We start from the raw sequence: 20713 nt of genomic DNA, 5'->3' as shown, positions 1-20713 counted from the left end.
ATGAGCATGGAGGACAGCACGACCCGCCCGGGGACGACGGGCGCCGAGGAGCCGCTGCGGGACGAGCCCGGACAGCGCCCCGTCGTCGCCCGGCGAAGGGTCCACGACGGCATGATCTTCGATCTGGTGCGGGACACCGTCGACTTCGCCGACGGCGTGCGCTTCGACCGCGAGTACGTGCGGCACACGGGCGCCGTGGCGGTGCTCGCCCTCGACGAAGCGGACCGGGTGCTGCTGATCCGGCAGTACCGACACCCCGTCGGTCATGCACTGTGGGAGATCCCGGCGGGACTGCTCGACCTGGAGGGCGAGGCGCCCCATATCGCCGCGGCCCGGGAGCTCGCCGAGGAGACCGGATTCGACCCCACCGGGATGCGCACCCTGGTGGACCTGCGGCCCAGCCCGGGAGGCAACGACGAGGTCATCCGGGTCTACCTCGCCACCGGGGTCCGTGCCAGCGATACCGAGTTCGAGCGCAGCGACGAGGAGGCGGAGCTGGTCACCCGGTGGGTGCCGCTGGCCGACACCGTCAGCGCGGTGCTCGAGGGTCGTCTCACCAATGCCACCACCGTCGCTGCGGTGCTGGCCCTGCAGGGGATGCGCGCGAAGGGTCAGGGTGCCGATGCTCTGCGCCCCGCCGATGCCCCGTTCATGGCACGGCCCGGCAGGGACTGAGAGCGCGGGGAGCCGAGGCCCGGGGGCTCGGGATCACTCCTGCTCGGTCAGCGCCCGATGGATCACCGGCGCCGCCTGCTCGACCTGCCAGGGCCGGGCCCCGAGCTCGGCCAGCTGCGCGGCGAGCTCGGGCTCGGCCGGTGCCTGCTCGTGCTCCCACACCCACTGGCGCAGCACCGCGGGCTGCAGCAGGTTCTCCGGCGGCAGCTCGAGGTCCTCGGCACGCTGCCCCGTCGCTGTGCGCACCAGCTGGTAGCGCTCGGCGACCTCCGGATACTTCTTGGACCAGAGCTTGTGCGGCGGCGGGTAGGAGTGCTCGGTGCGCTCGGGCAGATGCGCGGTCGGGAGCTCCAGCCCGGTCCGGGCCGCCTGCCACCAGGTGTCCTTCCGGCGCATCTTCGTCGGCAGCGCCCTGTCGAAGGCCTCCCGGCCGCGCGGGGCCTCCTTCGCGGCCGCGACCAGATCCCGATCCTTGATCACGCGATGCGGGGAGAGGTCCTCGGCGGCGGCGATCTCGTCACGACGGGTCCACATCTCGCGGGCCGCGGCGAGCTGCCGGACCGAGCGCAGGCTGCCGAGGCCGTGCAGCCCCCGCCAGCTCGAGGACCGGGTGGGGCCGTGCTCCCGGGTGCGCTCGTGCTCGAACTCCTGGCGGGCCCAGTCCTCCTTGCCGGCGGCCCGCAACCGCTCCTGGAGGACGTCGCGGACCTCGACGAGCACCTCGACGTCGAGCGCGGCGTAGGTGAGCCAGCCCTCGGGCAGCGGCCGCTTCGACCAGTCGGCCGCGGAGTGCTCCTTGGCCAGACGGAGCCCCAGGGTGTCCTCGACGACCGCGCCGAGCCCCACCCGCTCCATCCCCAGCAGCCGAGCGGCGAGCTCGGTGTCGAAGAGCGCACCGGGCCGCAGTCCGATCCCGGCGAGGCTCGGGAGATCCTGACCCGCGGCATGCAGCACCCACTCCCGTTCGGCGAGCAGGGTCGTGAGCGATCCCGGCATGGTGAAGGCGAGCGGATCGATGAGGACGGTGCCGGCCGCGTCGGTGCGCAGCTGCACCAGGTAGGCGCGGGAGCTGTAGCGGTAGCTCGAGGCACGCTCGGCGTCCACGGAGACCGGCTGGTCGGGAGTCGCGGCCGCGGCCTCGCACCACGCCAGCAACGGCTGGATGCGATCGATGACCGGCACCAGACCGTCGCGCGGAGCCTGCAGAGCGGTGACGGTGGGGGAGTCGTTCACCGGGCGTCACCGGCTTCCTCGGGGCGGGGTGCCCGCGCGTGGTGGGTGGGAGCGATCGGGGCGATGTGGGGCGGGGCCGGCGGCAGCCCACCGGCGGCGGCGAGCATCGCGATCCAGGCCGAGAAATGGGGCGCCAGGGCGATCGTCGCCGCGGACGTCGCCTCGGGCGTCGGCTCCGGGGGGCCCGGGGGCTCCGGAGTCCAGGACACCCGCATCTCGACGTCCACGGTCGAGGGGCGGGAGGCCAGTGCGCCGTAGGACTGGGAGACCACACGGGTGGCGGTGCAGCCCAGCTCCCGGGAGTCGGCGTCGTGGAGCTCCAGCGACTCGGTCACCCACGACCAGGCCACGTCGCCGAGCATGGACTCGACGGCGAACTCGGGTTCGAGCTGTGCCTGCACCAGCGCGACCATCCGATAGGTGCCGTCCCAGGACTCCTGCCCTGCGGGATCGTGCAGGATCACCAGGCGGCCGGAGGCCAGCTCCTCGTCGTGCACCAGGATCTCGCCCGTGCAGGCCCAGGTCGACGGTGCCATCTTCGAGGGCGCGGGAATCGTGCGCCAGGCGAACTCCGCACGCTGCGGTGCGGAGGTCATGGCGTCGACGGCGGCTCGGAAGACGTCGTCACCGGAACGGATCTCATGGACGGGCACGCCGGGAGGCTATCGCCGTGGGCACGATGCGTCCGGCAGGCGCGCCGCGCCGCCGCCGGCCGGTGCCCGCGGCGGCCGGTCGGGGACGGCGCGAGGAGCAGTCAGGCGGGGGCGCCGTCGGTGGCGGACGCGTCGTCGCTGTGGACCAGGCTGATCGAGTTGATGCAGTAGCGCTGGTCGGTGGGCGTCGGGAACCCCTCGCCCTCGAAGACATGGCCGAGGTGCGAGCCGCAGGCGGTGCAGCGCACCTCGATGCGCCGCATCCCCAGGGTGGTGTCCTCGAGCAGCTCGACCGCCTCCGATCCGGCGGGGGCGTAGAAGGCGGGCCAGCCGCAGTGGGCATCGAACTGGGTGGAGGCGGTGAACAGCTCGGCGCCGCAGCCCTTGCAGGCGTAGGTGCCGGCCGGTCGCACCTCCTCGTACTCCCCGGTGCCGGGTCGTTCGGTGCCGCCCTCGCGGAGCACCTGGTACTCGGCGGGGGAGAGGCGCTCACGCCACTCCAGATCGCTGACCGAGATGGGGTAGGAACGAGAGCCGATGGGTTCGGTGGACATCTGGGGAGCCTCCGATCTGCGACGTCGACGAGCGTCGCTCACCTCGGTGGGCGATCCGTCCGACGCACTGCTGAAGAAGTCGGTGAACACGGTGTTCACAGCCACGATCCTAACTCGTCGCTAGGATGCGCGATATGACGCGCGCCTCTTCCCCCGCCCGCTCCCGCCTCGACTCCGTCCGCCGCGCCATCCCGCTCCTGCAGCGCCCCGATCTGGCCCGATGGCCGGAAGTGATGGTCCATGGGGCCGTCGGCGCGACCGCCATGTTCGCACTCAGCGCAGGTGCCCTCACCGCGGGGGCCCGCGTGCTGGCGCGACTTCCGCTGGTGCCTCGGGAGAGCCTGCGCGGGCTGCCCGACGTCACGGTGCGGGCCGTGCACCCGGAGCGCATCCACCTCGACGAGACCCGCACCACCGACCGCGGTGGCCTGCTCGCCCTGCGCCAGGGCGGCGGCACCGTCCACGTGCGCCTGGGGCCCGTCGACGCCCGCCCCACCCCGACCACGGTCTCCCGCCCGGTGCTGGCCGTGGACACCGCGGAGCCGCTGCAGGTGGACCGTGCCCGCAGCAACGGCTTCTTCTGGGCGGGGACCCCGCAGACCGCCCATGGCCTGGCCACCGAGGAGGTCACCGTCGACTCGCCGGTCGGCCACATGCCCGCCTGGCTGGTGCGCCCCGACGCCGAGCAGGGGGCCGTCGCCGGCAACGCGGACACCTGGGCGATCCTGATCCACGGCCACGGGTCCGCGCGCGGCGAAGCGCTGCGGGTCATCCCGCTGCTGCACCGGCTGGGACTGACCAGCCTGGCGATCACCTACCGCAACGACGTCGGCGCCCCCGCGTCCGCGGACCGGATGCATCACCTGGGCGCGGCGGAATGGGAGGACACCGAGGCCGCGATCGATTTCGCCCTCGCGCACGGGGCGCGCCGGATCGTCCTGGTGGGGTGGTCGATGGGCGGCGGCATCGCGCTGCGCACCTCGGTCCGCTCCGCGCACCGCGACCGCATCGCCGCACTGGTCCTGGACTCCCCGGCCGTGGACTGGCAGGACATCCTCATCTATCACGCCACCGCGCTGAAGGCACCGGCCAGGATGCGGGAGCTCGCGCTGTGGATGATGACCTCGCGGTTCGGGGCGCGGATGGTGCAGCTGCGGGAGCCGTTGGCACTGGCCGAGATGACTCCGGCCTACTACGCGGAGCACCTGAGGCACCCCACACTGCTCTTCCATGCCCTGGACGACGAGACGGTCCCGCCCGAGCCCAGCCGCCAGCTGGCGGCGCTGCGCACGGACCTCATCGAGTTCGTCCCCGTCGTCGGGGCCTCGCACACCCGCGAATGGAACAGCGACCCCGCGCGCTACGAGCGTCGACTCGCCACGTACCTGGTGCGGGAGCTCGGTCTGCGGATCCCGGGCGGGGATATCCAGGTGCCGGTCCGGGATCCCGCGTCCGCGGCCCTCGAGGGCTCCATCGGGCTGCGTCTCTGAGCGGCGCGCGGCCCCTACACTGAACCCCGTGACCGAAGCTCTCTGCGACCGCCGGCCCGACCCGTCCCTGGAGCGACTGCTCGCGGATCTGGTGCCTCCGCCGCGGTTCGCGCAGGCACGGCTGGACAACTACGTCCCGGACCCGGCCTATCCCTCCCAGGAGGACGCGAAGCAGCAGGTGACCGCCTTCGCCTCCGCCCTGGGCGCCCCGCGCGGCGGCTTCCTGGCGAAGCTGCGGCGGAAGAAGCCGGAGCCCGCGCGCGGCATCTACCTCGACGGCGGATTCGGTGTGGGCAAGACGCACCTGCTGACCTCCCTGTTCCACGCCGTCGACGGGGAGCGGGTGTACGGCACCTTCGTGGAGTACACCGATCTGGTGGGGGCGCTCGGCTTCCAGCGGGCCGTCGACCTGCTGGGCGAGTCCGTGCTGGTGTGCATCGACGAGTTCGAGCTCGACGACCCGGGCGACACGCTGCTGATGACCCGCCTGATCCGCGAGCTCTCCGACCGCGGGGTCGCGATCGTGGCGACCTCGAACACCCTGCCCGACGCCCTCGGCGAGGGGCGCTTCGCCGCGCACGACTTCCTGCGGGAGATCCAGGCGATGGCCGAACGCTTCGAGGTGCTGCGGATCGACGGGGAGGACTTTCGGCGGCGTGACGGCATCGCCGAGATCGCCACCCTCGCCGAGCCGGAGGTGGAGCGCAGCGGCGAGTCGATGGACGCGGCCACCCTCGATGACTTCGATCCCCTGCTGCGCCACCTCACCACGGTCCACCCCTCCCGCTACGGCGCCATGATCGACGAGGTCTCCGCCGCGCATGTCATCGGGATGCACGGGCTCACCCACCACCATGACGCGCTGCGCTTCGTGGTGCTCGTGGACCGGCTCTACGACCGCGAGGTGCCGACGCTGATCTCGCTGGACGGAGCCTCGGCCCCGGGCGTCCTCGAGGACCTCTTCTCCGCCGAGCTGCTGCACAGCGGGTACCGCAAGAAGTATCTGCGCTCGCTCTCCCGCCTCGCGTCGCTGACGGGCGAGGGCGCAGCACTGCTGCGCTCCGGGACCGCCGACGCCGCCTCCTGAGTCACCGGACCGGGCGCAGCACCACGGCTCCCGGCCCGGCCAGGGCGAGGGTCCCGTCGGCGTTGCGCGCCACCTCACCGAAGGAGGCCAGCACCTCGGCGGCGCGCGGTCCCGCCGGGTGCGGGCCGGGCCCGCGATGGGCGAGCACCGCCAGCCCGCCGCGACGCAGCAGCACCGTGCCCTCCGCGAGGACCTCGACGGCGGTGGTGGCCAGTGCGGGATCGCGCAGATCCGCGTGCTCACGACGCAGCGCGATGAGCGTGCGGTACCACTCCAGCATCGCCGCGTGCCCCGTCTGCTCCCGTTCCCGCCAGCGCAGGATCGAGGACTCGAAGGTCGAGCGCAGCTGCGGGTCGGGGACCTGCTTCCCCCAGCCCATCGCGGCGAACTCCTGTCTCCGTCCGGCGCTCACCAGCGCCCCCAGCTCCTCCTCATGGGCCGTGAAGTAGGTGAACGGGGTCGACGCCGCCCACTCCTCGCCCTGGAACAGCATCGGCGTGCCCGGGCCCAGCAGGATCAGCGCGCTCGCCGCCGCCTGAGCGCCCGGGGCGATCCCGTGGTGGATCCGGTCCCCGGCGGCACGATTGCCCACCTGGTCATGATCCTGGAGGAAGGTGACGAAGGAATGTGCGTCGTACTCGCCGGAGCCGGGATCCACCGGTGCGCCCCACACCTCCTGGCGGAAGCTGGACCAGGTCCCGGCGTGGAGGAAGACCTCCTCCAGCACGGTGGCGAGCGCCTCGGCACTGCCGAAGTCGGCGTAGTAGCCGGTGCGCTCGCCGCTGATCCAGGCGTGGACGCCGTGGTGGACGTCATCGGCCCACTGCATGTCCATGCCGAGGCCGCCGTGCGCGGTGGGGGTGACCGTGGCAGGCTGATTGCGGTCGGACTCCGCGATCAGCGTCAGCGGCCGGCCGGTCTCCTGCTCCCAGGCGGAGACCGCGTCCGCCAGCTCTGCGAGGACATGGCGCTCGGAGTCGTCGCGCAGTTCGTGGACGGCATCGAGCCGCAACCCGTCCACCCCCACGTCCACCAGCCACAGCCGCGCGCTGCCCAGCAGGAAGTCCCGCACCTGACGGGACCCGGGGGCATCGAGGTTGATCGCCGAGCCCCACGGGGTGTGGTGCCGGTCGGTGAAGTAGGGCCCGAACCTGCCCAGGTAGTTGCCGGCGGGGCCGAGGTGGTTGTGCACCACGTCGAGCACCACGGCGAGCCCCCGCCGATGGGCGGCGGCCACGAAGCGGGCCAGCCCCTCCGGGCCGCCGTAGGCGGCATGGACCCCGTACAGGCCGACCCCGTCGTAGCCCCAGCCCCGGTCCCCGGGAAAGGGCGCCACCGGCATCAGCTCCACGGCATCGACCCCGAGCTCCACCAGCTCGTCGAGACGCTCGATCGCCGAGTCGAAGGTGCCGCCGCGCCCGTCGGGCCCCGGCGTGAAGGTGCCCACGTGCAGCTCGTACAGGATCCGTCCGCGCAGCTCACGACCCGTCCAGGCGGTCTCCTGGCGCAGCGGCGCGGGATCGACCACCTCGCTGTCGGCGTGGACACCGTCCGGCTGGGACAGCGAGCGCGGATCGGGCAGCCACGGCTCGGAGCCGTCGAGGCGGAAGGCGTAGCGGGCGCCTGGCACGGCGGGCACCTCCGGCAGCTCGAACCAGCCGTCGCCGGCGGTCCGCATCCGCTGCTCGGCCCCGTCGATCCGGACGGTCACCTGCTGTGCGTGCGGTGCCCACACCCGGTAGGCGCCGTAGTCGCGAGCCGGGACCGGAACGGTGCTCATCGGGCGTCCTCCCCTTCCCCGACGCGCACCAGGAGCGCGACCGGCCACTCGTCCAGCAGCGCATCGAGAGCCGGCTGCCCGCCCGCGACCTCCTTGCCGCTGAGGGTGTCGCGCCAGCGGCCCGGCGGGAGCGCGATCCAGGCGTCCCCCCAGCCACCCCGCTGGGAGAGGCCGTGGGCGAGCCGGGTCACCACGGTGACCGCCTCGATCGGGCCCTCGCCCACGGCACGACCGAAGGCGACGGCGTGGCCGGTGGTGGTGGGCAGCGGGCGATAGGCCGCCTCCCGACCCTGGAAGAGCTCCGGCCGCTCACGGCGCAGCACCAGGGCGCGGTGGGTCAGCCACAGCTTCTCGTCGGCGATCCCGTCCGGGCCCGCCCCCTCGATCATCCGTGCCAGGCGCTCGCGATGCGCGGCATGATCGACCTCGCGGCGGTTGTCCGGGTCCACGAGCGAGAAGTCGATCGTCTCATTGCCCTGGTAGACGTCCGGCACGCCCGGCATCGTCAGCTGCACCAGCTTCTGGCCCAGGATCGCGCTGCGCTGGGCGGCGAAGGTGCGGCGCGTCCACTCGGCGAGGATCCCGTCGACCTCGGACGAGGCCAGGCCGGCCCGGCCCAGTTCCAGCACCTGCTGCTCGTACTCGCCGTCCGGCTCGGTCCAGGTGGTGTGGGTCTTCGCCTCCCGCATGGCTTTCCGCAGGTACTGGTCCAGCCGCTCGGCGGTCAGCGGCGCGGCGGCCGCCCCCGGCAGCGCCCAGCAGGCGGCGAGGATCTGCCACAGCAGCAGCTCGACGGCCCCGTCGACCCGGTCCCCGCGATGCGCGGCGGTCGCCCGCTCCAGGTCCTGCACCACCACCGACCATTCCAGCGGCTGCTCGGTGAGCACCGCGAGGCGCGCTCGCACGTCCTCGCTGCGCTTGGTGTCGTGCGTGGACAGGGTGGTCATCGCATCGGGACGGGTGCGGAGCATCGAGGCGGCGTGATCGTGCAGCTGGTCCGGGTCCACCCCGATCCGATCCGGGTCCGACCCCACCTCGTTGACGGCGACGAAACGGGAGTAGCGGTAGAACGCGGTGTCCTCGAGCCCCTTGGCATGGACCGGGCCGCAGGTCTGGGCGAAACGCACCACCACCTCGTCGCGCTCGGCGCTGCGGGTGCGGCCCGCGCTGCCCACCTCGTCGCCGCAGACCAGCGCCACCACGGTGTCCAAGGTCGCGCTGAGGTCCTCGTCCTCGCCGAGGCGCCGGTACGCCCGGGCGGCCGCCTGCTCGATCACCGTGCGCTCGGAGCCCGGGGCCGGTTCCCCCGGCACGATGTACGCGCGGTACCGATCCATCGATGTCAGCAGAGCCACCACGACCTTCTGGAGGTTCCGCCTCGTGGTGTCACGCAGGCGGATGTCCTCCTGGCAGATCTTGTGGATCAGCGCGGTCAGGCGCTCGATCTCCGCCCACAGGCTGGTCGAGACGATCAGATCCGTGGACTCCTCGGCGACCTCCTCGAACGGGCGCAGGTCGCCGGTGCGGCGCTGCCACAGATGGGTCAGCCCGATCGCCCCGTGCGGGTCGTGGAAGAGCCCGCCCACCCGCCACAGGGCGTCGTACCCCGTGGTGCCCGCGCAGGCGAAGTCCCCGGGCAGCTGCTCCTCACCGTCCAGGATCTTCTCCACCACGGTCCAGGCCCCGCCGGTCGCGCGCTCGAGGTCCCGCAGGTACCCCCGGGGATCGGCGAGGCCGTCCGGATGGTCGATGCGGTAGCCGTCGATCACCCCTTCGCCCTGCAGCCGCAGCAGCGTCGCATGGGTCGCGTCGAACACGTGAGGAAGCTCCACCCGGACGGCGGCCAGGGTGTCCACGTCGAAGAAGCGCCGGTAGTCCAGCTCGTCGTCGGCGACCTTCCAGTACGCCAATCGGTACCACTGCCGATCCAGCAGATCCGCCAGGCCCAGGTGCTCGGTGCCGGCGGCGACGGGCAGCACGTGGTCGTAGTACCGCACCACGTGCTCGGTGCGGAGGGAACCGTCGGCCTGCGGGATCTGCTCCTCTCCCACGGAGATCTCCTCATCGGCCAGGACGGCACCGATGGGGCGACCCAGCACCGGGACCAGCAGCGAGCGCTCCCCGCTGAGCTCGACATCGAACCAGTCCGCGAAGGGGGACGCGGTCCCCTCACGCAGCACCGACCACAGGGCACGGTTGTGCCAGATCGGGGTGGGGATCGCCATGTGGTTGGGGACGACGTCGGCGATCAGGCCCATCCCGTGTGCATGCGCCGCAGCGGCCAGCCGACGCAGCGCGTCCTCCCCGCCGATCTCCTCGCTGATGCGGGAGTGCTCGACCACGTCGTAGCCGTGGGTCGAGCCGGGCGCCGCCTGCAGCACGGGGGAGCACAAGACGTGGCCCACCCCGAGCCGCGCGAGGTACGGCACCACCTGCACGGCATCATCCGCGGTGAACCCCGCATGCAGCTGCAGGCGGTAGGTGGAGGCCGGGACGGAGCGGAGGGCGGGCAGGGTGGCGGTGGTGCTGGCCCCCTCGCTCCCCTGCGGGACGGGGCGGGGGACGGGATCGATGCTCACGGGGCGATGCTCTCCTTCGTCGCGCCCCGGGCGGTGCTCCCGGCCGGGGCGGGCCGGTCGGTGTCGGTGGGCCCGCCTCAGGCGCGGGCGGGGCGGTTCTCGTCGTGTTCGGGAAGGTCTGCGTAATGCTCTGTCATGGGCGGCCGCATGAGGATCAGCAGCGAATGGCCAGGGCGGGTGTGTGTGGTCCCGGCCGCGAGGACCTCACCGACATCGATCGTGTCCCCGGTGCCCAGCTCGACGCGCCATTCCCGGCCGTGGTCGGCCGGGGGCAGCGTGAAGTCCACGGGATTTCCGGAGGCGTTGAACATCACCAGCGCCGAGTCGTCGATGATCCGTTCCCCACGCAGGTTCGGCTCGGGGATCCCGGAGCCGTTGAGGAACATCGTCAAGCACTTGTTCTGCGGATTGTTCCAGTCCTCGTCGGTCATCAGGGCGCCGTCGGTGCCGAGCCATTCGACGTCCGGGAGCAGCGAATCGGCTCCGTCCTGGGCGGTCCCCTGCAGGAAGCGCCGACGGCGGAAGATCGGATGGTCCCGACGCAGCGCGATGACGCTCTGGGTGAACCAGAGCATGTCCATCTCGTACGGGTCCAGCTCCCAGTCCATCCAGGCCAGTTCGTTGTCCTGGCAGTAGGTGTTGTTGTTCCCGTCCTGGGTGCGACCCATCTCGTCGCCGTGCAGGATCATCGGCACCCCCTGACTCAGCAGCAGCGTGGCCATGAGATTCTTCGCCCGTCGCAGGCGCAGGTCGCGCACCTCCGGATCGTCGGTCGGGCCCTCCACCCCGGAGTTCCAGGAGCGGTTGTGGCTCTCCCCGTCCTCGCCGCCCTCCCCGTTGGCCGCGTTGTGCCGATCGTTGTAGGAGACCAGGTCCCGCAGCGTGAAACCGTCGTGGGCGGTGACGAAGTTGATCGAGGCGATCGGGGTGCGCCCGGTGTGCTGGTACAGGTCCGAGCTGCCGGCCAGGCGTGAGGTGAAATCGCCGATCTTGCCCGGCTGGGAGCGGTGGAAGTCGCGCACCGTGTCGCGGTACTTCCCGTTCCATTCGGACCACAGCGGTGGGAAGCCGCCCACCTGGTAGCCGCCCTCACCGAGGTCCCAGGGCTCCGCGATGAGCTTGACCTGGGAGATCACCGGGTCCTGCTGGATGATGTCGAAGAAAGCGCTGAGTCGATCGACCTCGTGCAGCTCGCGGGCGAGGGTGGAGGCGAGATCGAAGCGGAAGCCGTCCACATGCATCTCGGTGACCCAGTAGCGCAGCGAGTCCATGATCAGCTGCAGCACGTGCGGGGTGCGCATCAGCAGCGAGTTCCCGGTGCCGGTGGTGTCGTAGTAGTGCGCCTCGTCCCCCTCGACGAGACGGTAGTAGGCGGCGTTGTCGATGCCGCGGAAGCAGAGGGTGGGGCCCAGCTGGTTGCCCTCGGCGGTGTGGTTGTAGACCACATCGAGGATCACCTCGATGTCCGCCTCGTGGAGGTTCTTGACCATCTGCTTGAACTCCTGGACCTGCTGGCCCAGCTGCCCGGCGTGCGAGTACTCGTTGTGGGGGGCGAAGAAGCCGATGGTGTTGTAGCCCCAGTAGTTGCGCATCCCCTTCTCGACCAGGTGGCCGTCCTGCACGAACTGATGGACCGGCATCAGCTCGACCGCGGTGACGCCCAGCTCCGTGAGGTGCTCGATGATCGCCGGATGCCCCATGGCGACGTAGCTGCCGCGGATGTCCTCGTCGATGTCCGGATGGAGCATCGTCAGGCCCTTGATGTGGGCCTCGTAGATGACGGTGTCGTGATATTCGTGGGCCGGCGGGTGGTCATTGCCCCAGTCGAAGAAGGGGGAGATCACCACGGAGTGCATGGTGTGCCGCACGGAGTCGTCCGTGTTGCGCTCGGCGGGGTCCTCGAAGTCGTAGCTGTACAGCGAGGGATGGTTGCTGGCCATCCCCGCGATCGCCTTCGCATACGGGTCCAGCAGCAGCTTCGAGGCATCGCAGCGGTGGCCGGCGGCGGGGTCGTAGGGCCCGTGCACCCGGAAGCCGTAGCGCTGACCGGGCTGCACCGACGGCAGGTACACGTGCCATACGTAGGCATCCACCTCCGTGACCTCGACGCGCCGCTCGGTGCCCGCCTCGTCGATCAGGCACAGCTCGACGCGCTCGGCGACCTCCGAGAAGAGGGCGAAGTTCGTGCCCGAGCCATCGAAGGTGGCACCCAGGGGGTAGGCCTGTCCGGTCCAGATCTGCATGAGCCCAGAGTAGACGCACCGTTCCTGAACGAGGTGCGGGTGCCGCGCGCCGCATCGTCCGCGCGGGACGACGACGGCCCCCTCGGGATTCCGAGGGGGCCGTGCGTGGTGGGCGATACTGGGATCGAACCAGTGACCTCTTCCGTGTCAGGGAAGCGCGCTACCGCTGCGCCAATCGCCCGGTGCGTCCGAGGACGCGGGGGAGGGGTGGAGCGGACGACCGGATTCGAACCGGCGACCCTCACCTTGGCAAGGTGATGCTCTACCAACTGAGCTACGTCCGCACATCGGCTGAGCCGACGAGGGACGACGATATTCCGCTCCGCCCGGCTTCGCAAATGCTGAGGATGCACAGTGTCCGAGGTCACCGCGTGCTCCGGCGGCGTGCTCGCCGAGGCGGGGTGGGACAGGCGGTGCCGCCTCGTGCGTCGGTGCGGCCCGGCCGCGATCGCCGAGGGGGCGGGATGCAGGTCACATCCCCTCTGGCCCGGAGCATCCCGGAAACCGTGTAAGCTTCTTCGAGTCCACTCGAGAGGGTGGTCAGCACCTTCAGGGCGATTGGCGCAGGGGTAGCGCGCTTCCTTCACACGGAAGAGGTCACTGGTTCGATCCCAGTATCGCCCACGGCAGGATCCTCGGATCCTCGTCACGCGGACGTAGCTCAGTTGGTAGAGCATCACCTTGCCAAGGTGAGGGTCGCCGGTTCGAATCCGGTCGTCCGCTCCGAGGGGCGGCGCGCTCGACGACTTGTCGGGAGCGCCGTTCCCCAAAGATGCGAGAGCATCTGCGGTGGGTTGGCCGAGAGGCGAGGCAACGGCCTGCAAAGCCGTGTACACGGGTTCGAATCCCGTACCCACCTCCGTCGGCGCCGTCACGGTGTCGTCACGGGCGATTGGCGCAGCGGTAGCGCGCTTCCCTGACACGGAAGAGGTCACTGGTTCGAACCCAGTATCGCCCACCAGCACAGGAGGGCCCCGGTCTGCGGACCGGGGCCCTCCGGCGTCCCCGGTCCCTGCCGCCCCGGCCGGCTCGTGGGGATCCGGCGAGGCGGATACCATCGCCCGTGGAGCCGGCATCGTCGGCCGGCTCGACCCGACCCAGAAGGAGCACCCTGTGGCCCAGATCGCCATCACCCTCGACGGTTCGCCCCAGCACCTCGAGGAGGGGACCACGGGCGCTGAGCTGTTCACCGGCACCGCCTCGGTCATCGCCCTGCGCATCGACGGTGAGCTCCGGGACCTGGACACCGCGCTCGCGGCGGGTCAGGAGGTCGAGGGCATCGACATCTCGTCCCCGGACGGTCTGGCGATCCTGCGCCACAGCGCCGCCCATGTGCTCGCCCAGGCGGTGCAGAAGACGAATCCCGACGCCAAGCTCGGCATCGGTCCGCCCATCACCGACGGCTTCTACTACGACTTCGACGTCGCCGAGCCGTTCACCCCCGAGTCCCTCAAGGCGCTGGAGAAGGAGATGAACCGGATCATCAAGTCCGGTCAGCGCTTCGTGCGTCGCGAGATCTCCGACGATGCCGCCCGCGCCGAGGAGTCGGCGGAGCCCTACAAGCTCGAGCTGATCGGGCTGAAGTCGACTGCCGACGACGCCGCCGAGGGCGCGAGCGTCGAAGTCGGCGAGGGCGGGCTGACCATGTACGACAACGTCGACAAGAAGGGCCGGACCGTCTGGACGGATCTGTGCCGCGGCCCGCACCTGCCCACCACCAAGCTCATCGGCAACGGCTTCGCGCTCACCCGCTCCGCCGCCGCCTACTGGCGCGGCAGCGAGAAGAACCCGATGCTGCAGCGCGTCTACGGCACCGCCTGGCCCACCAAGGAGGAGCTGCGCGCCCACCAGGAGCGCCTCGCCGAGGCCGAGCGCCGCGACCATCGCCGGCTCGGCAGCGAGCTGGACCTGTTCTCCTTCCCGGACGAGATCGGCTCCGGGCTGCCGGTGTTCCACCCCAAGGGCGCCATGATCAAGATGGAGATGGAGGACTACTCCCGCCGCCGTCACGTCGACGCCGGGTACTCCTTCGTCTCCACCCCGCACATCACCAAGAAGCACCTCTTCGAGACCTCGAAGCACCTGGAGTGGTACGCCGAGGGCATGTACCCGCCGATGCACGTGGACGAGGAGGTGGACGCGGACGGCAACGTCACCAAGCAGGGCCAGGACTACTACCTCAAGCCCATGAACTGCCCGATGCACAACCTCGTCTTCAGCTCCCGCGGCCGTTCCTACCGCGAGCTGCCGCTGCGGCTGTTCGAGTTCGGCAGCGTCTACCGCTACGAGAAGTCCGGTGTGGTGCACGGGCTGACCCGCGCCCGCGGCTTCACCCAGGACGACGCGCACATCTACACCACCCGGGAGCAGATGAAGGACGAGATCGCCGGGACCCTGGACTTCGTCCTGGACCTCCTGCGCGACTACGGGCTGGAGGACTTCTACCTCGAGCTGTCCACGCGTGACCCCGAGAAGTCCGTCGGGGACGAATCCACCTGGGAGGAGGCCACCCGCACCCTCGAGGAGGTCGCCGCCTCCTCCGGACTCGAGCTGGTCCCGGATCCGGGCGGCGCCGCCTTCTACGGGCCGAAGATCTCTGTCCAGGCGAAGGATGCGATCGGTCGCACCTGGCAGCTGTCCACCATCCAGCTGGACTTCTTCGAGCCCGAGCTGTTCGAGCTCGAGTACACCGCTCCCGACGGTTCCCGGCAGCGCCCGGTGATGATCCATCGTGCCCTGTTCGGCTCGATCGAGCGGTTCTTCGGCGTGCTGCTGGAGCACTACGCCGGCGCGTTCCCGGTGTGGCTGGCACCGGTGCAGGTCGTCGCCGTCCCGGTGGCGGCGGAGTACGTGCCCTATCTCGAGGAGGTCGCCGCGAAGCTGCGCGCCCGCGGGGTGCGGGTGGAGGTCGACTCCTCCGATGACCGGATGCAGAAGAAGATCCGCACCCACACCAAGGAGAAGGTGCCCTACCTGCTCATCGCCGGTGGCGAGGATCAGGACAAGGGCGCCGTCTCCTTCCGCATGCGCGACGGCAGCCAGGACAACGGGATCGACGTCGACGCGGCGATCGAGCGCATCGTCACCGCCATCGAGGACAAGGCGCAGGTGTGAGCCCCGAGCCCAGGACGCCCGACGGGTCCGCCGGCCGGCCTGCCCTCGAGGCCGCCCGTGACTTCGCGGGCGTCCCCGACGACACCCAGCGGCTGTGGACGCCGCACCGCATGGCGTACATCGGCGGGGAGAACAAGCCCGTGGACCCACACGACGACGAGCAGTGCCCCTTCTGCGCTGCACCGAAGCGCACCGATGAGGACGCGCTGATCGTCCATCGCGGCCGGAGTGCGTACGTGATCCTGAACCTGTACCCGTACAACTCCGGGCACCTGCTGGTGTGTCCGTACCGCCATGTCTCGGACTACACGGATCTCGAGGAGCCCGAGGTGCTCGAGGTCGCCGAGCTCACCCGCACCGCGATGCGCGTGATCCGCGAGGTCTCCGCACCGGCGGGCTTCAACCTGGGCATGAACCAGGGCGAGGTCGCGGGGGCCGGCATCGCCGCGCACCTGCATCAGCACGTGGTGCCCCGCTGGCCGGGGGACGCGAACTTCCTGCCCGTCGTCGGCCGCACCAAGGCGATCCCGATCCTGCTCGCCGACACCCGTCGGCTGTATGCCGATGCCTGGCCCTGAGCTAGCATGACCGGGGCCGTCCGGCCTGCGCTCCGCAGGGGCCGCCGGGGCCGAGGCAGGTCGCACCGACCGGGGGAGAGGCAGGACTGTCCGTGACGTACACGACCGGGAGCCCCCCGCCCCCCGCCCCGCAGCCGCCGGCCCGCGCTGCCCCGTACGGCGGCTCGGCCGGCCGGGACCGTACGTCGGACCCGTACGGCTACGACGTCGAGCGCGCGGACCCGAACGCCCCGGCCCGGCTCGGCGGGAGCCCCGCAGCGCGTCGGCGCCGCCGCCCCTGGGTGCGGTGGGCGCTGTTCGGGCTGTCCTTCCTGATGCTCGCCGCCGCCGCGGTCGGACTGTACTTCTTCGTCATCCTCCCGCTCGGCTTCGGCACCTCGCTGGTGGCGTTCACCGCCGCGCTGGTGCCGGTGGGGATGATCCTCGCCGCGGTGTGGTGGCTGGACCGGTACACCCCGCAGCCCCGGATCTCGCTGGTCTACGCCTTCGCCTGGGGGGCGATCGGGTCGGTGCTGCTGACCCTCTTCTTCGGCACCTTCTTCGACGCCTGGATCTCCCCGGAGGAGGAGACGCAGCTGGTCGGCACCTTCCTGGGAGCCGTCGTGCAGGCCCCCGTGGTCGAGGAGGCGATGAAGTCCGCCGGGCTGATCGGTCTGCTGATCTGGGGCCGGAGATACATCTCCGGACCGCTCGACGGAGTGGTCTATGCAGCGCTGATCGCCGGGGGCTTCGCCTTCACCGAGAACATCCTCTACTTCGCCCGGTCCTTCCACCAGGCCCAGGCCGCCGGCGAGGTCGCCGTCTTCTGGCAGACCTTCTTCCTGCGCGGCATCCTCTCCCCCTTCGCGCACGTCTCCTTCACCGCGCTGTGCGGGCTGGGCCTGGGGATCGCCGCGGAGCGGCGCTCACTGATGCTGTACTTCGGGCTCGGGGTCGGCGGTCTCTCCCTGGGCATGGTGCTGCATGCGCTGTGGAACGGGTCGACCTTCTTCCTCCCGGTGGACCCCGAGGCGCCGATGGCCGGTTTCCTGCGCTACTACGCGAGCGTCCAGGTGCCCATCTTCCTGCTCCTGGTGGGCATCGTGCTCTTCCTGCGGCTGCGGGAGAAGCGCATCCTGCGCCGGCAGCTCTCGGAGTACGGACGCGCCGGCTGGTTGTCCCCGGACGAGGTCGACATGCTGATCTCGATGCGTCGCCGCCGGCGGGCGGAGAGCTGGGCGGCGCGCCACGGGGCCGTGTCCCGGATGGGCATGCGCCACCTGATCCGTTCCGCGGTGGCACTGGGGATGGAGCGGCACAGCGTCCTGTTCGGACGGACGACGGCGAGGACCCGTGCCCGCGAACGCGAGCTGCTCGAGGAGATCACCGCCGACCGTCGCCTGATCGGCGCTCTCACCGCGCCCGTCGTGCGGGGCTGAGCGGCGCCCCGCACGCCCCGTGCGGGCACCTCCGCCGATGCCGTGCGGGGTGCGCCGCGAGCTGGCCCTAGAATGGAGCGGGAATCCGCCGCCGGACGGCGGCAGAGTCGGGAGGAGAGAGATGGCAGGGCATTCCAAGTGGGCGACCACGAAGCACAAGAAGGCCGTCATCGATGCCAGGCGCGGCAAGCTGTTCGCCAAGCTGGTCAAGAACATCGAGGTCGCGGCCCGCATGGGTGGTCCTGACCCGGTCGGCAACCCCACGCTCTTCGACGCCATCCAGAAGGCGAAGAAGACCTCCGTCCCCAACGACAACATCGACCGCGCCGTCAAGCGCGGCGGCGGCCTCGACGGCGAGGGCGTCGACTACGAGACGCTGATGTACGAGGGCTACGCCCCCGGTGGTGTCGCCGTGCTGGTCGAGTGCCTCACCGACAACAAGAACCGTGCGGTCTCCGAGGTGCGGCTGGCCTTCAACCGGTCAGGCGGCAGCATGGCCGATTCCGGGTCGGTGTCCTACCTCTTCGAGCGCAAGGGCGTGGTGGCCGTGCCCAAGGGGGAGCACAGCGAGGACGAGCTGCTCGAGGTGGTGCTGGACTCGGGCGCCGAGGAGATCAATGACGAGGGCGAGACCTTCGAGATCATCTCCGAGGCCACCGACGTGGTCGCCGTGCGCACCGCACTGCAGGAGGCGGACATCGACTACGACAGCGCCGAGGCGCAGTTCGTGCCCACCATGCGCACCCCCGTGGATCTCGACGGGGCCCGGAAGGCCCTGCGCCTGATCGAGGCCCTCGAGGACAGCGACGACGTGCAGAACGTGTACTCCAACCTCGACATCCCCGAGGACGTCGCCTCGCAGCTGGTGGACTCGGAGTGACCCCGCCGGGCGGAGCGGCGGCCGCCTGCGGCCCCGCACCGTCCGGGGCGGCCGACGGCAGGAGCCGACGATGACCACGATGCGCGTGCTCGGGGTCGATCCCGGTCTGACGCGGTGCGGCATCGGCGTGGTCGACGCCCTCGGCGGCCGCCGGGCCCGGCTGGTCCACGCCGGCGTGATCCGCTCCGAGAGCGAGGCGCCGCTGGACCAGCGCCTGCTCACCATCGCGCAGGGCCTGCGCGCCGCGCTCGAGGAGTTCGCCCCGGACGCGGTCGCGGTCGAGCGGGTCTTCAGCCAGAACAACATCTCGACGGTGATGGGCACCGCGCAGGTCTCCGGCATCGCCCTGCTCGAGGCCGCCGAGCGGGGCATCCCGACCGCCCTGCACACTCCCTCCGAGGTGAAGGCCGCGGTGACCGGGAGCGGACGCGCCGACAAGAAGCAGATCCAGACGATGCTCATGCGGCTGCTGGGCCTGGAGGCCGCGCCGCAGCCCGCCGACGCCGCCGATGCCGTGGCGATCGCCCTGACCCAGCTGTGGCGCGGCCCGGGCCCCGTGGCACTGGATGCCGCCGGCGCCGCCCGGACCAGCGCCCAGGGCGTCTGGGCGCGGGCCGAACGCGAGGCCCGACGCGCCCGGGAGCGCTCCACGTCCCGCCACTGATCGAACAGGCGTTCTAGGCTGGAGGGGTGATCGCATCCCTGACCGGGCGGGTGGCCCGCCTCGACCTCGACTCCCTCGTGCTCGAGGTGGGCGGTATCGGCTACCTCGTCCGCACCACCCCGCAGGCGCTCGGTGCCACCCGCCACGGGGCCGAGCTCACCCTCCACACCGAACTGGTGGTCCGCGAGGACTCCCTGACCCTCTACGGGTTCCCGCACGCCGAGGAGGCCGAGACCTTCCGCATCGTCCAGTCGGTCTCCGGCATCGGGCCGCGCACCGCCCTGGCGGTGCTCGCGGTGCTCGATCCGGAGGAGCTGCGGCGCGCCGTCGCCGAGCAGGACACGAAGACCATCACCCGCACCCCCGGTATCGGCCCGAAGGTCGCCGGCAGGATGCTGCTCGAGCTCGGCGGGAAGCTGCCGGCGCCGTCCACTCCGGTCAGCGGCAACGCTCCGTCCGCGACGGCGGCGCCTGCGGGGCCCGATGCCGACGTGGTCGAGGCGCTGGTGGGGCTCGGCTGGGCCGAGAAGGCCGCGCTGGGCGCGGTGGAATCGGTGCGGGCCGACGGCGGTGAGGGCCTCGACGCCGCCGCGCTGCTCCGCCGGTCGCTGCGCGGTCTCGGAGGTCATCGATGACCGACGGCGAAGAGCCCTCGCTCACCAGCGCGCGTTCGATGCCGCCGGAGCGCACGGCCGAGGCCGCCCTCCGTCCGCGCCATCTCGACGAGTTCGTCGGCCAGCAGGTGGTGCGCGATCAGCTGTCCCTGGTCCTGGACGCCGCCTCGGCCCGGGGGCGCACCCCGGAGCACGTGCTCCTCTCCGGCCCGCCCGGCCTCGGGAAGACCACGCTGGCGATGATCATCGCCGCCGAGCTGACCGCTCCGCTGCGGATCACCTCGGGCCCGGCGATCCAGCACGCCGGCGACCTCGCCGCGATCCTGTCCTCTCTCGACGAGGGCGAGGTCCTGTTCATCGACGAGATCCATCGCCTGGCGCGTCCCGCCGAGGAGATGCTCTACATCGCGATGGAGGACTTCCGGGTCGACGTCGTGGTGGGCAAGGGGGTCGGGGCGACCTCGATCCCGCTGGACCTGCCGCCGTTCACCGTGGTCGGAGCCACCACCCGTGCCGGTCTGCTGCCGGCACCGCTGCGTGACCGCTTCGGCTTCATCGGTCATCTGGACTTCTACTCCCCGCAGGAGCTGCGGGAGGTCGTCCGCCGCTCCGCGGAGCGGCTGGAGGTCGCCCTGGAGGAGTCGGCGTCGGTCGAGATCGCGTCACGGTCCCGGGGCACCCCGCGGATCGCCAACCGGCTCCTGCGCCGGGTGCGGGACTGGGCGCAGGTGCGGGGGAGCGGCCGTCTCGACCTGGCCGCGGCGAAGGAGGCCCTGCGGGTGTACGAGGTCGATGAGCGGGGCCTGGACCGACTGGATCGGGCGGTGCTGTCCGCGCTGTGCGGGCGCTTCTCCGGAGGGCCCGTGGGACTGTCGACCCTGGCCGTCGCCGTGGGCGAGGAGACCGAGACGGTCGAGACCATGATCGAGCCCTACCTGGTGCGTGAGGGCTTCCTGCTGCGCACCCCGCGCGGCCGGGCGGCGGCGCCGGCGGCCTGGACCCATCTGGGGCTCGAGCCGCCCGAGGGGCCGAAGGGCGTCACGCCGATGCTCGGCCGCTTCTGAGCCGTTCCCCGGAGGGGTGCCTGCCCGTACGGAGGTTCACGTCGACCCTGGACGGGTGGTGCGGGTGGGACGGGTACAGTGGGGCGG

The 20713-nt window shown here is 71.4% G+C and carries 16 protein-coding genes and 6 tRNA genes; 14 read left to right on the top strand and 8 right to left on the bottom strand.

All coding sequences use genetic code 11. The features are described 5' to 3' along the window. A complete protein-coding gene (locus ACHUEU_RS04940; RefSeq protein ID WP_394214780.1) occupies positions 1 to 675 on the top strand; it encodes an NUDIX domain-containing protein in 675 nt (224 codons plus the stop codon). A 33-nt stretch (positions 676 to 708) separates the two neighbouring features. Here ACHUEU_RS04940 and ACHUEU_RS04935 read toward each other — a convergent pair whose 3' ends face one another. The 3 genes from ACHUEU_RS04935 to msrB all read right to left on the bottom strand — a co-directional run bounded on the left by ACHUEU_RS04935 (position 709) and on the right by msrB (position 3115). Next, complete coding sequence (locus tag ACHUEU_RS04935; RefSeq protein WP_394214779.1) at positions 709 to 1908, bottom strand: ribonuclease D; 1200 nt, start codon at positions 1906 to 1908, stop codon at positions 709 to 711. Further along, on the bottom strand, positions 1905 to 2561 hold the full coding sequence (locus tag ACHUEU_RS04930) for a DUF3000 domain-containing protein (protein ID WP_394214778.1): 657 nt from the start codon (positions 2559 to 2561) through the stop codon (positions 1905 to 1907). Before ACHUEU_RS04930 ends, ACHUEU_RS04935 begins: the two co-directional genes overlap by 4 nt. Before the next feature lie 101 nt (positions 2562 to 2662). After that, positions 2663 to 3115, bottom strand: a complete 453-nt coding sequence (msrB, locus tag ACHUEU_RS04925; RefSeq protein ID WP_394214777.1) for a peptide-methionine (R)-S-oxide reductase MsrB — start codon at positions 3113 to 3115, stop codon at positions 2663 to 2665. Positions 3116 to 3249: 134 nt separating this feature from the next. On the opposite strand from msrB, the gene ACHUEU_RS04920 reads away from it, so the two are divergent. Further along, a complete protein-coding gene (locus ACHUEU_RS04920) occupies positions 3250 to 4605 on the top strand; it encodes an alpha/beta hydrolase family protein (protein WP_394214776.1) in 1356 nt (451 codons plus the stop codon). Positions 4606 to 4633: 28 nt separating this feature from the next. Continuing rightward, the gene (zapE, locus tag ACHUEU_RS04915; RefSeq protein WP_394214775.1) at positions 4634 to 5692 is read left to right on the top strand and encodes a cell division protein ZapE; all 1059 of its coding nucleotides are present in this window, start codon (positions 4634 to 4636) and stop codon (positions 5690 to 5692) included. A gap of 1 nt (position 5693) precedes the next feature. Here zapE and treZ read toward each other — a convergent pair whose 3' ends face one another. The 5 genes from treZ to ACHUEU_RS04890 all read right to left on the bottom strand — a co-directional run bounded on the left by treZ (position 5694) and on the right by ACHUEU_RS04890 (position 12578). After that, positions 5694 to 7472: a malto-oligosyltrehalose trehalohydrolase gene (gene treZ, locus ACHUEU_RS04910; protein ID WP_394214774.1), complete on the bottom strand. Its 1779-nt coding sequence runs from the start codon at positions 7470 to 7472 to the stop codon at positions 5694 to 5696. After that, positions 7469 to 10045: a malto-oligosyltrehalose synthase gene (treY, locus tag ACHUEU_RS04905; RefSeq protein ID WP_394214799.1), complete on the bottom strand. Its 2577-nt coding sequence runs from the start codon at positions 10043 to 10045 to the stop codon at positions 7469 to 7471. Before treY ends, treZ begins: the two co-directional genes overlap by 4 nt. A gap of 83 nt (positions 10046 to 10128) precedes the next feature. Continuing rightward, the gene (glgX, locus tag ACHUEU_RS04900; protein WP_394214773.1) at positions 10129 to 12294 is read right to left on the bottom strand and encodes a glycogen debranching protein GlgX; all 2166 of its coding nucleotides are present in this window, start codon (positions 12292 to 12294) and stop codon (positions 10129 to 10131) included. A gap of 106 nt (positions 12295 to 12400) precedes the next feature. Beyond that, positions 12401 to 12475 (bottom strand) — tRNA-Val (locus ACHUEU_RS04895). A 27-nt stretch (positions 12476 to 12502) separates the two neighbouring features. After that, positions 12503 to 12578 (bottom strand) — tRNA-Gly (locus tag ACHUEU_RS04890). 268 nt (positions 12579 to 12846) lie between these two features. On the opposite strand from ACHUEU_RS04890, the gene ACHUEU_RS04885 reads away from it, so the two are divergent. The 11 genes from ACHUEU_RS04885 to ruvB all read left to right on the top strand — a co-directional run bounded on the left by ACHUEU_RS04885 (position 12847) and on the right by ruvB (position 20626). Next, a tRNA-Val gene (locus tag ACHUEU_RS04885) sits at positions 12847 to 12918 on the top strand. Positions 12919 to 12944: 26 nt separating this feature from the next. After that, positions 12945 to 13017 (top strand) — tRNA-Gly (locus ACHUEU_RS04880). Positions 13018 to 13082: 65 nt separating this feature from the next. Then, positions 13083 to 13153, top strand: a tRNA-Cys gene (locus ACHUEU_RS04875). Between the two features lie 27 nt (positions 13154 to 13180). Beyond that, a tRNA-Val gene (locus ACHUEU_RS04870) sits at positions 13181 to 13255 on the top strand. 152 nt (positions 13256 to 13407) lie between these two features. Beyond that, positions 13408 to 15408 carry a threonine--tRNA ligase gene (thrS, locus tag ACHUEU_RS04865; protein WP_394214772.1) on the top strand — a complete coding sequence of 667 codons (2001 nt, stop codon included), beginning with the start codon at positions 13408 to 13410 and terminating at the stop codon, positions 15406 to 15408. Next, a complete protein-coding gene (locus ACHUEU_RS04860) occupies positions 15405 to 15986 on the top strand; it encodes an HIT family protein (protein WP_394214771.1) in 582 nt (193 codons plus the stop codon). Before thrS ends, ACHUEU_RS04860 begins: the two co-directional genes overlap by 4 nt. 92 nt (positions 15987 to 16078) lie before the next feature. Continuing rightward, positions 16079 to 17404, top strand: a complete 1326-nt coding sequence (locus ACHUEU_RS04855; RefSeq protein WP_394214770.1) for a PrsW family intramembrane metalloprotease — start codon at positions 16079 to 16081, stop codon at positions 17402 to 17404. 121 nt (positions 17405 to 17525) lie between these two features. After that, positions 17526 to 18284, top strand: a complete 759-nt coding sequence (locus ACHUEU_RS04850; RefSeq protein ID WP_394214769.1) for a YebC/PmpR family DNA-binding transcriptional regulator — start codon at positions 17526 to 17528, stop codon at positions 18282 to 18284. A 70-nt stretch (positions 18285 to 18354) separates the two neighbouring features. Beyond that, complete coding sequence (gene ruvC / locus ACHUEU_RS04845; protein ID WP_394214768.1) at positions 18355 to 18948, top strand: crossover junction endodeoxyribonuclease RuvC; 594 nt, start codon at positions 18355 to 18357, stop codon at positions 18946 to 18948. 26 nt (positions 18949 to 18974) lie between these two features. Continuing rightward, entirely contained in the window at positions 18975 to 19583 is a 609-nt protein-coding gene (ruvA, locus tag ACHUEU_RS04840; protein WP_394214767.1) for a Holliday junction branch migration protein RuvA, read from the top strand. Continuing rightward, positions 19580 to 20626, top strand: a complete 1047-nt coding sequence (ruvB, locus tag ACHUEU_RS04835; protein WP_394214766.1) for a Holliday junction branch migration DNA helicase RuvB — start codon at positions 19580 to 19582, stop codon at positions 20624 to 20626. Before ruvA ends, ruvB begins: the two co-directional genes overlap by 4 nt. Positions 20627 to 20713: the final 87 nt, after the last annotated feature.

Origin of the sequence: Brachybacterium vulturis (genome assembly GCF_043641765.1) — a bacterium.
Taxonomy (GTDB): domain Bacteria; phylum Actinomycetota; class Actinomycetes; order Actinomycetales; family Dermabacteraceae; genus Brachybacterium; species Brachybacterium vulturis_A.
The sequence above is the reverse complement of the archived record's forward strand: the minus strand, read 5'-3'. Positions and strand labels throughout refer to the sequence as shown.

Excerpts from the sequence above, each read along its gene's own strand:
- ruvB (WP_394214766.1), top strand. The coding sequence starts at position 19,580 with ATGACCGACGGCGAAGAGCCCTCGCTCACCAGCGCGCGTTCGATGCCG.
- ruvC (WP_394214768.1), top strand. The coding sequence starts at position 18,355 with ATGACCACGATGCGCGTGCTCGGGGTCGATCCCGGTCTGACGCGGTGC.
- treZ (WP_394214774.1), bottom strand. The coding sequence starts at position 7,472 with ATGAGCACCGTTCCGGTCCCGGCTCGCGACTACGGCGCCTACCGGGTG.
- ACHUEU_RS04940 (WP_394214780.1), top strand. The coding sequence starts at position 1 with ATGAGCATGGAGGACAGCACGACCCGCCCGGGGACGACGGGCGCCGAG.
- msrB (WP_394214777.1), bottom strand. The coding sequence starts at position 3,115 with ATGTCCACCGAACCCATCGGCTCTCGTTCCTACCCCATCTCGGTCAGC.
- ACHUEU_RS04850 (WP_394214769.1), top strand. The coding sequence starts at position 17,526 with ATGGCAGGGCATTCCAAGTGGGCGACCACGAAGCACAAGAAGGCCGTC.
- ACHUEU_RS04920 (WP_394214776.1), top strand. The coding sequence starts at position 3,250 with ATGACGCGCGCCTCTTCCCCCGCCCGCTCCCGCCTCGACTCCGTCCGC.
- glgX (WP_394214773.1), bottom strand. The coding sequence starts at position 12,294 with ATGCAGATCTGGACCGGACAGGCCTACCCCCTGGGTGCCACCTTCGAT.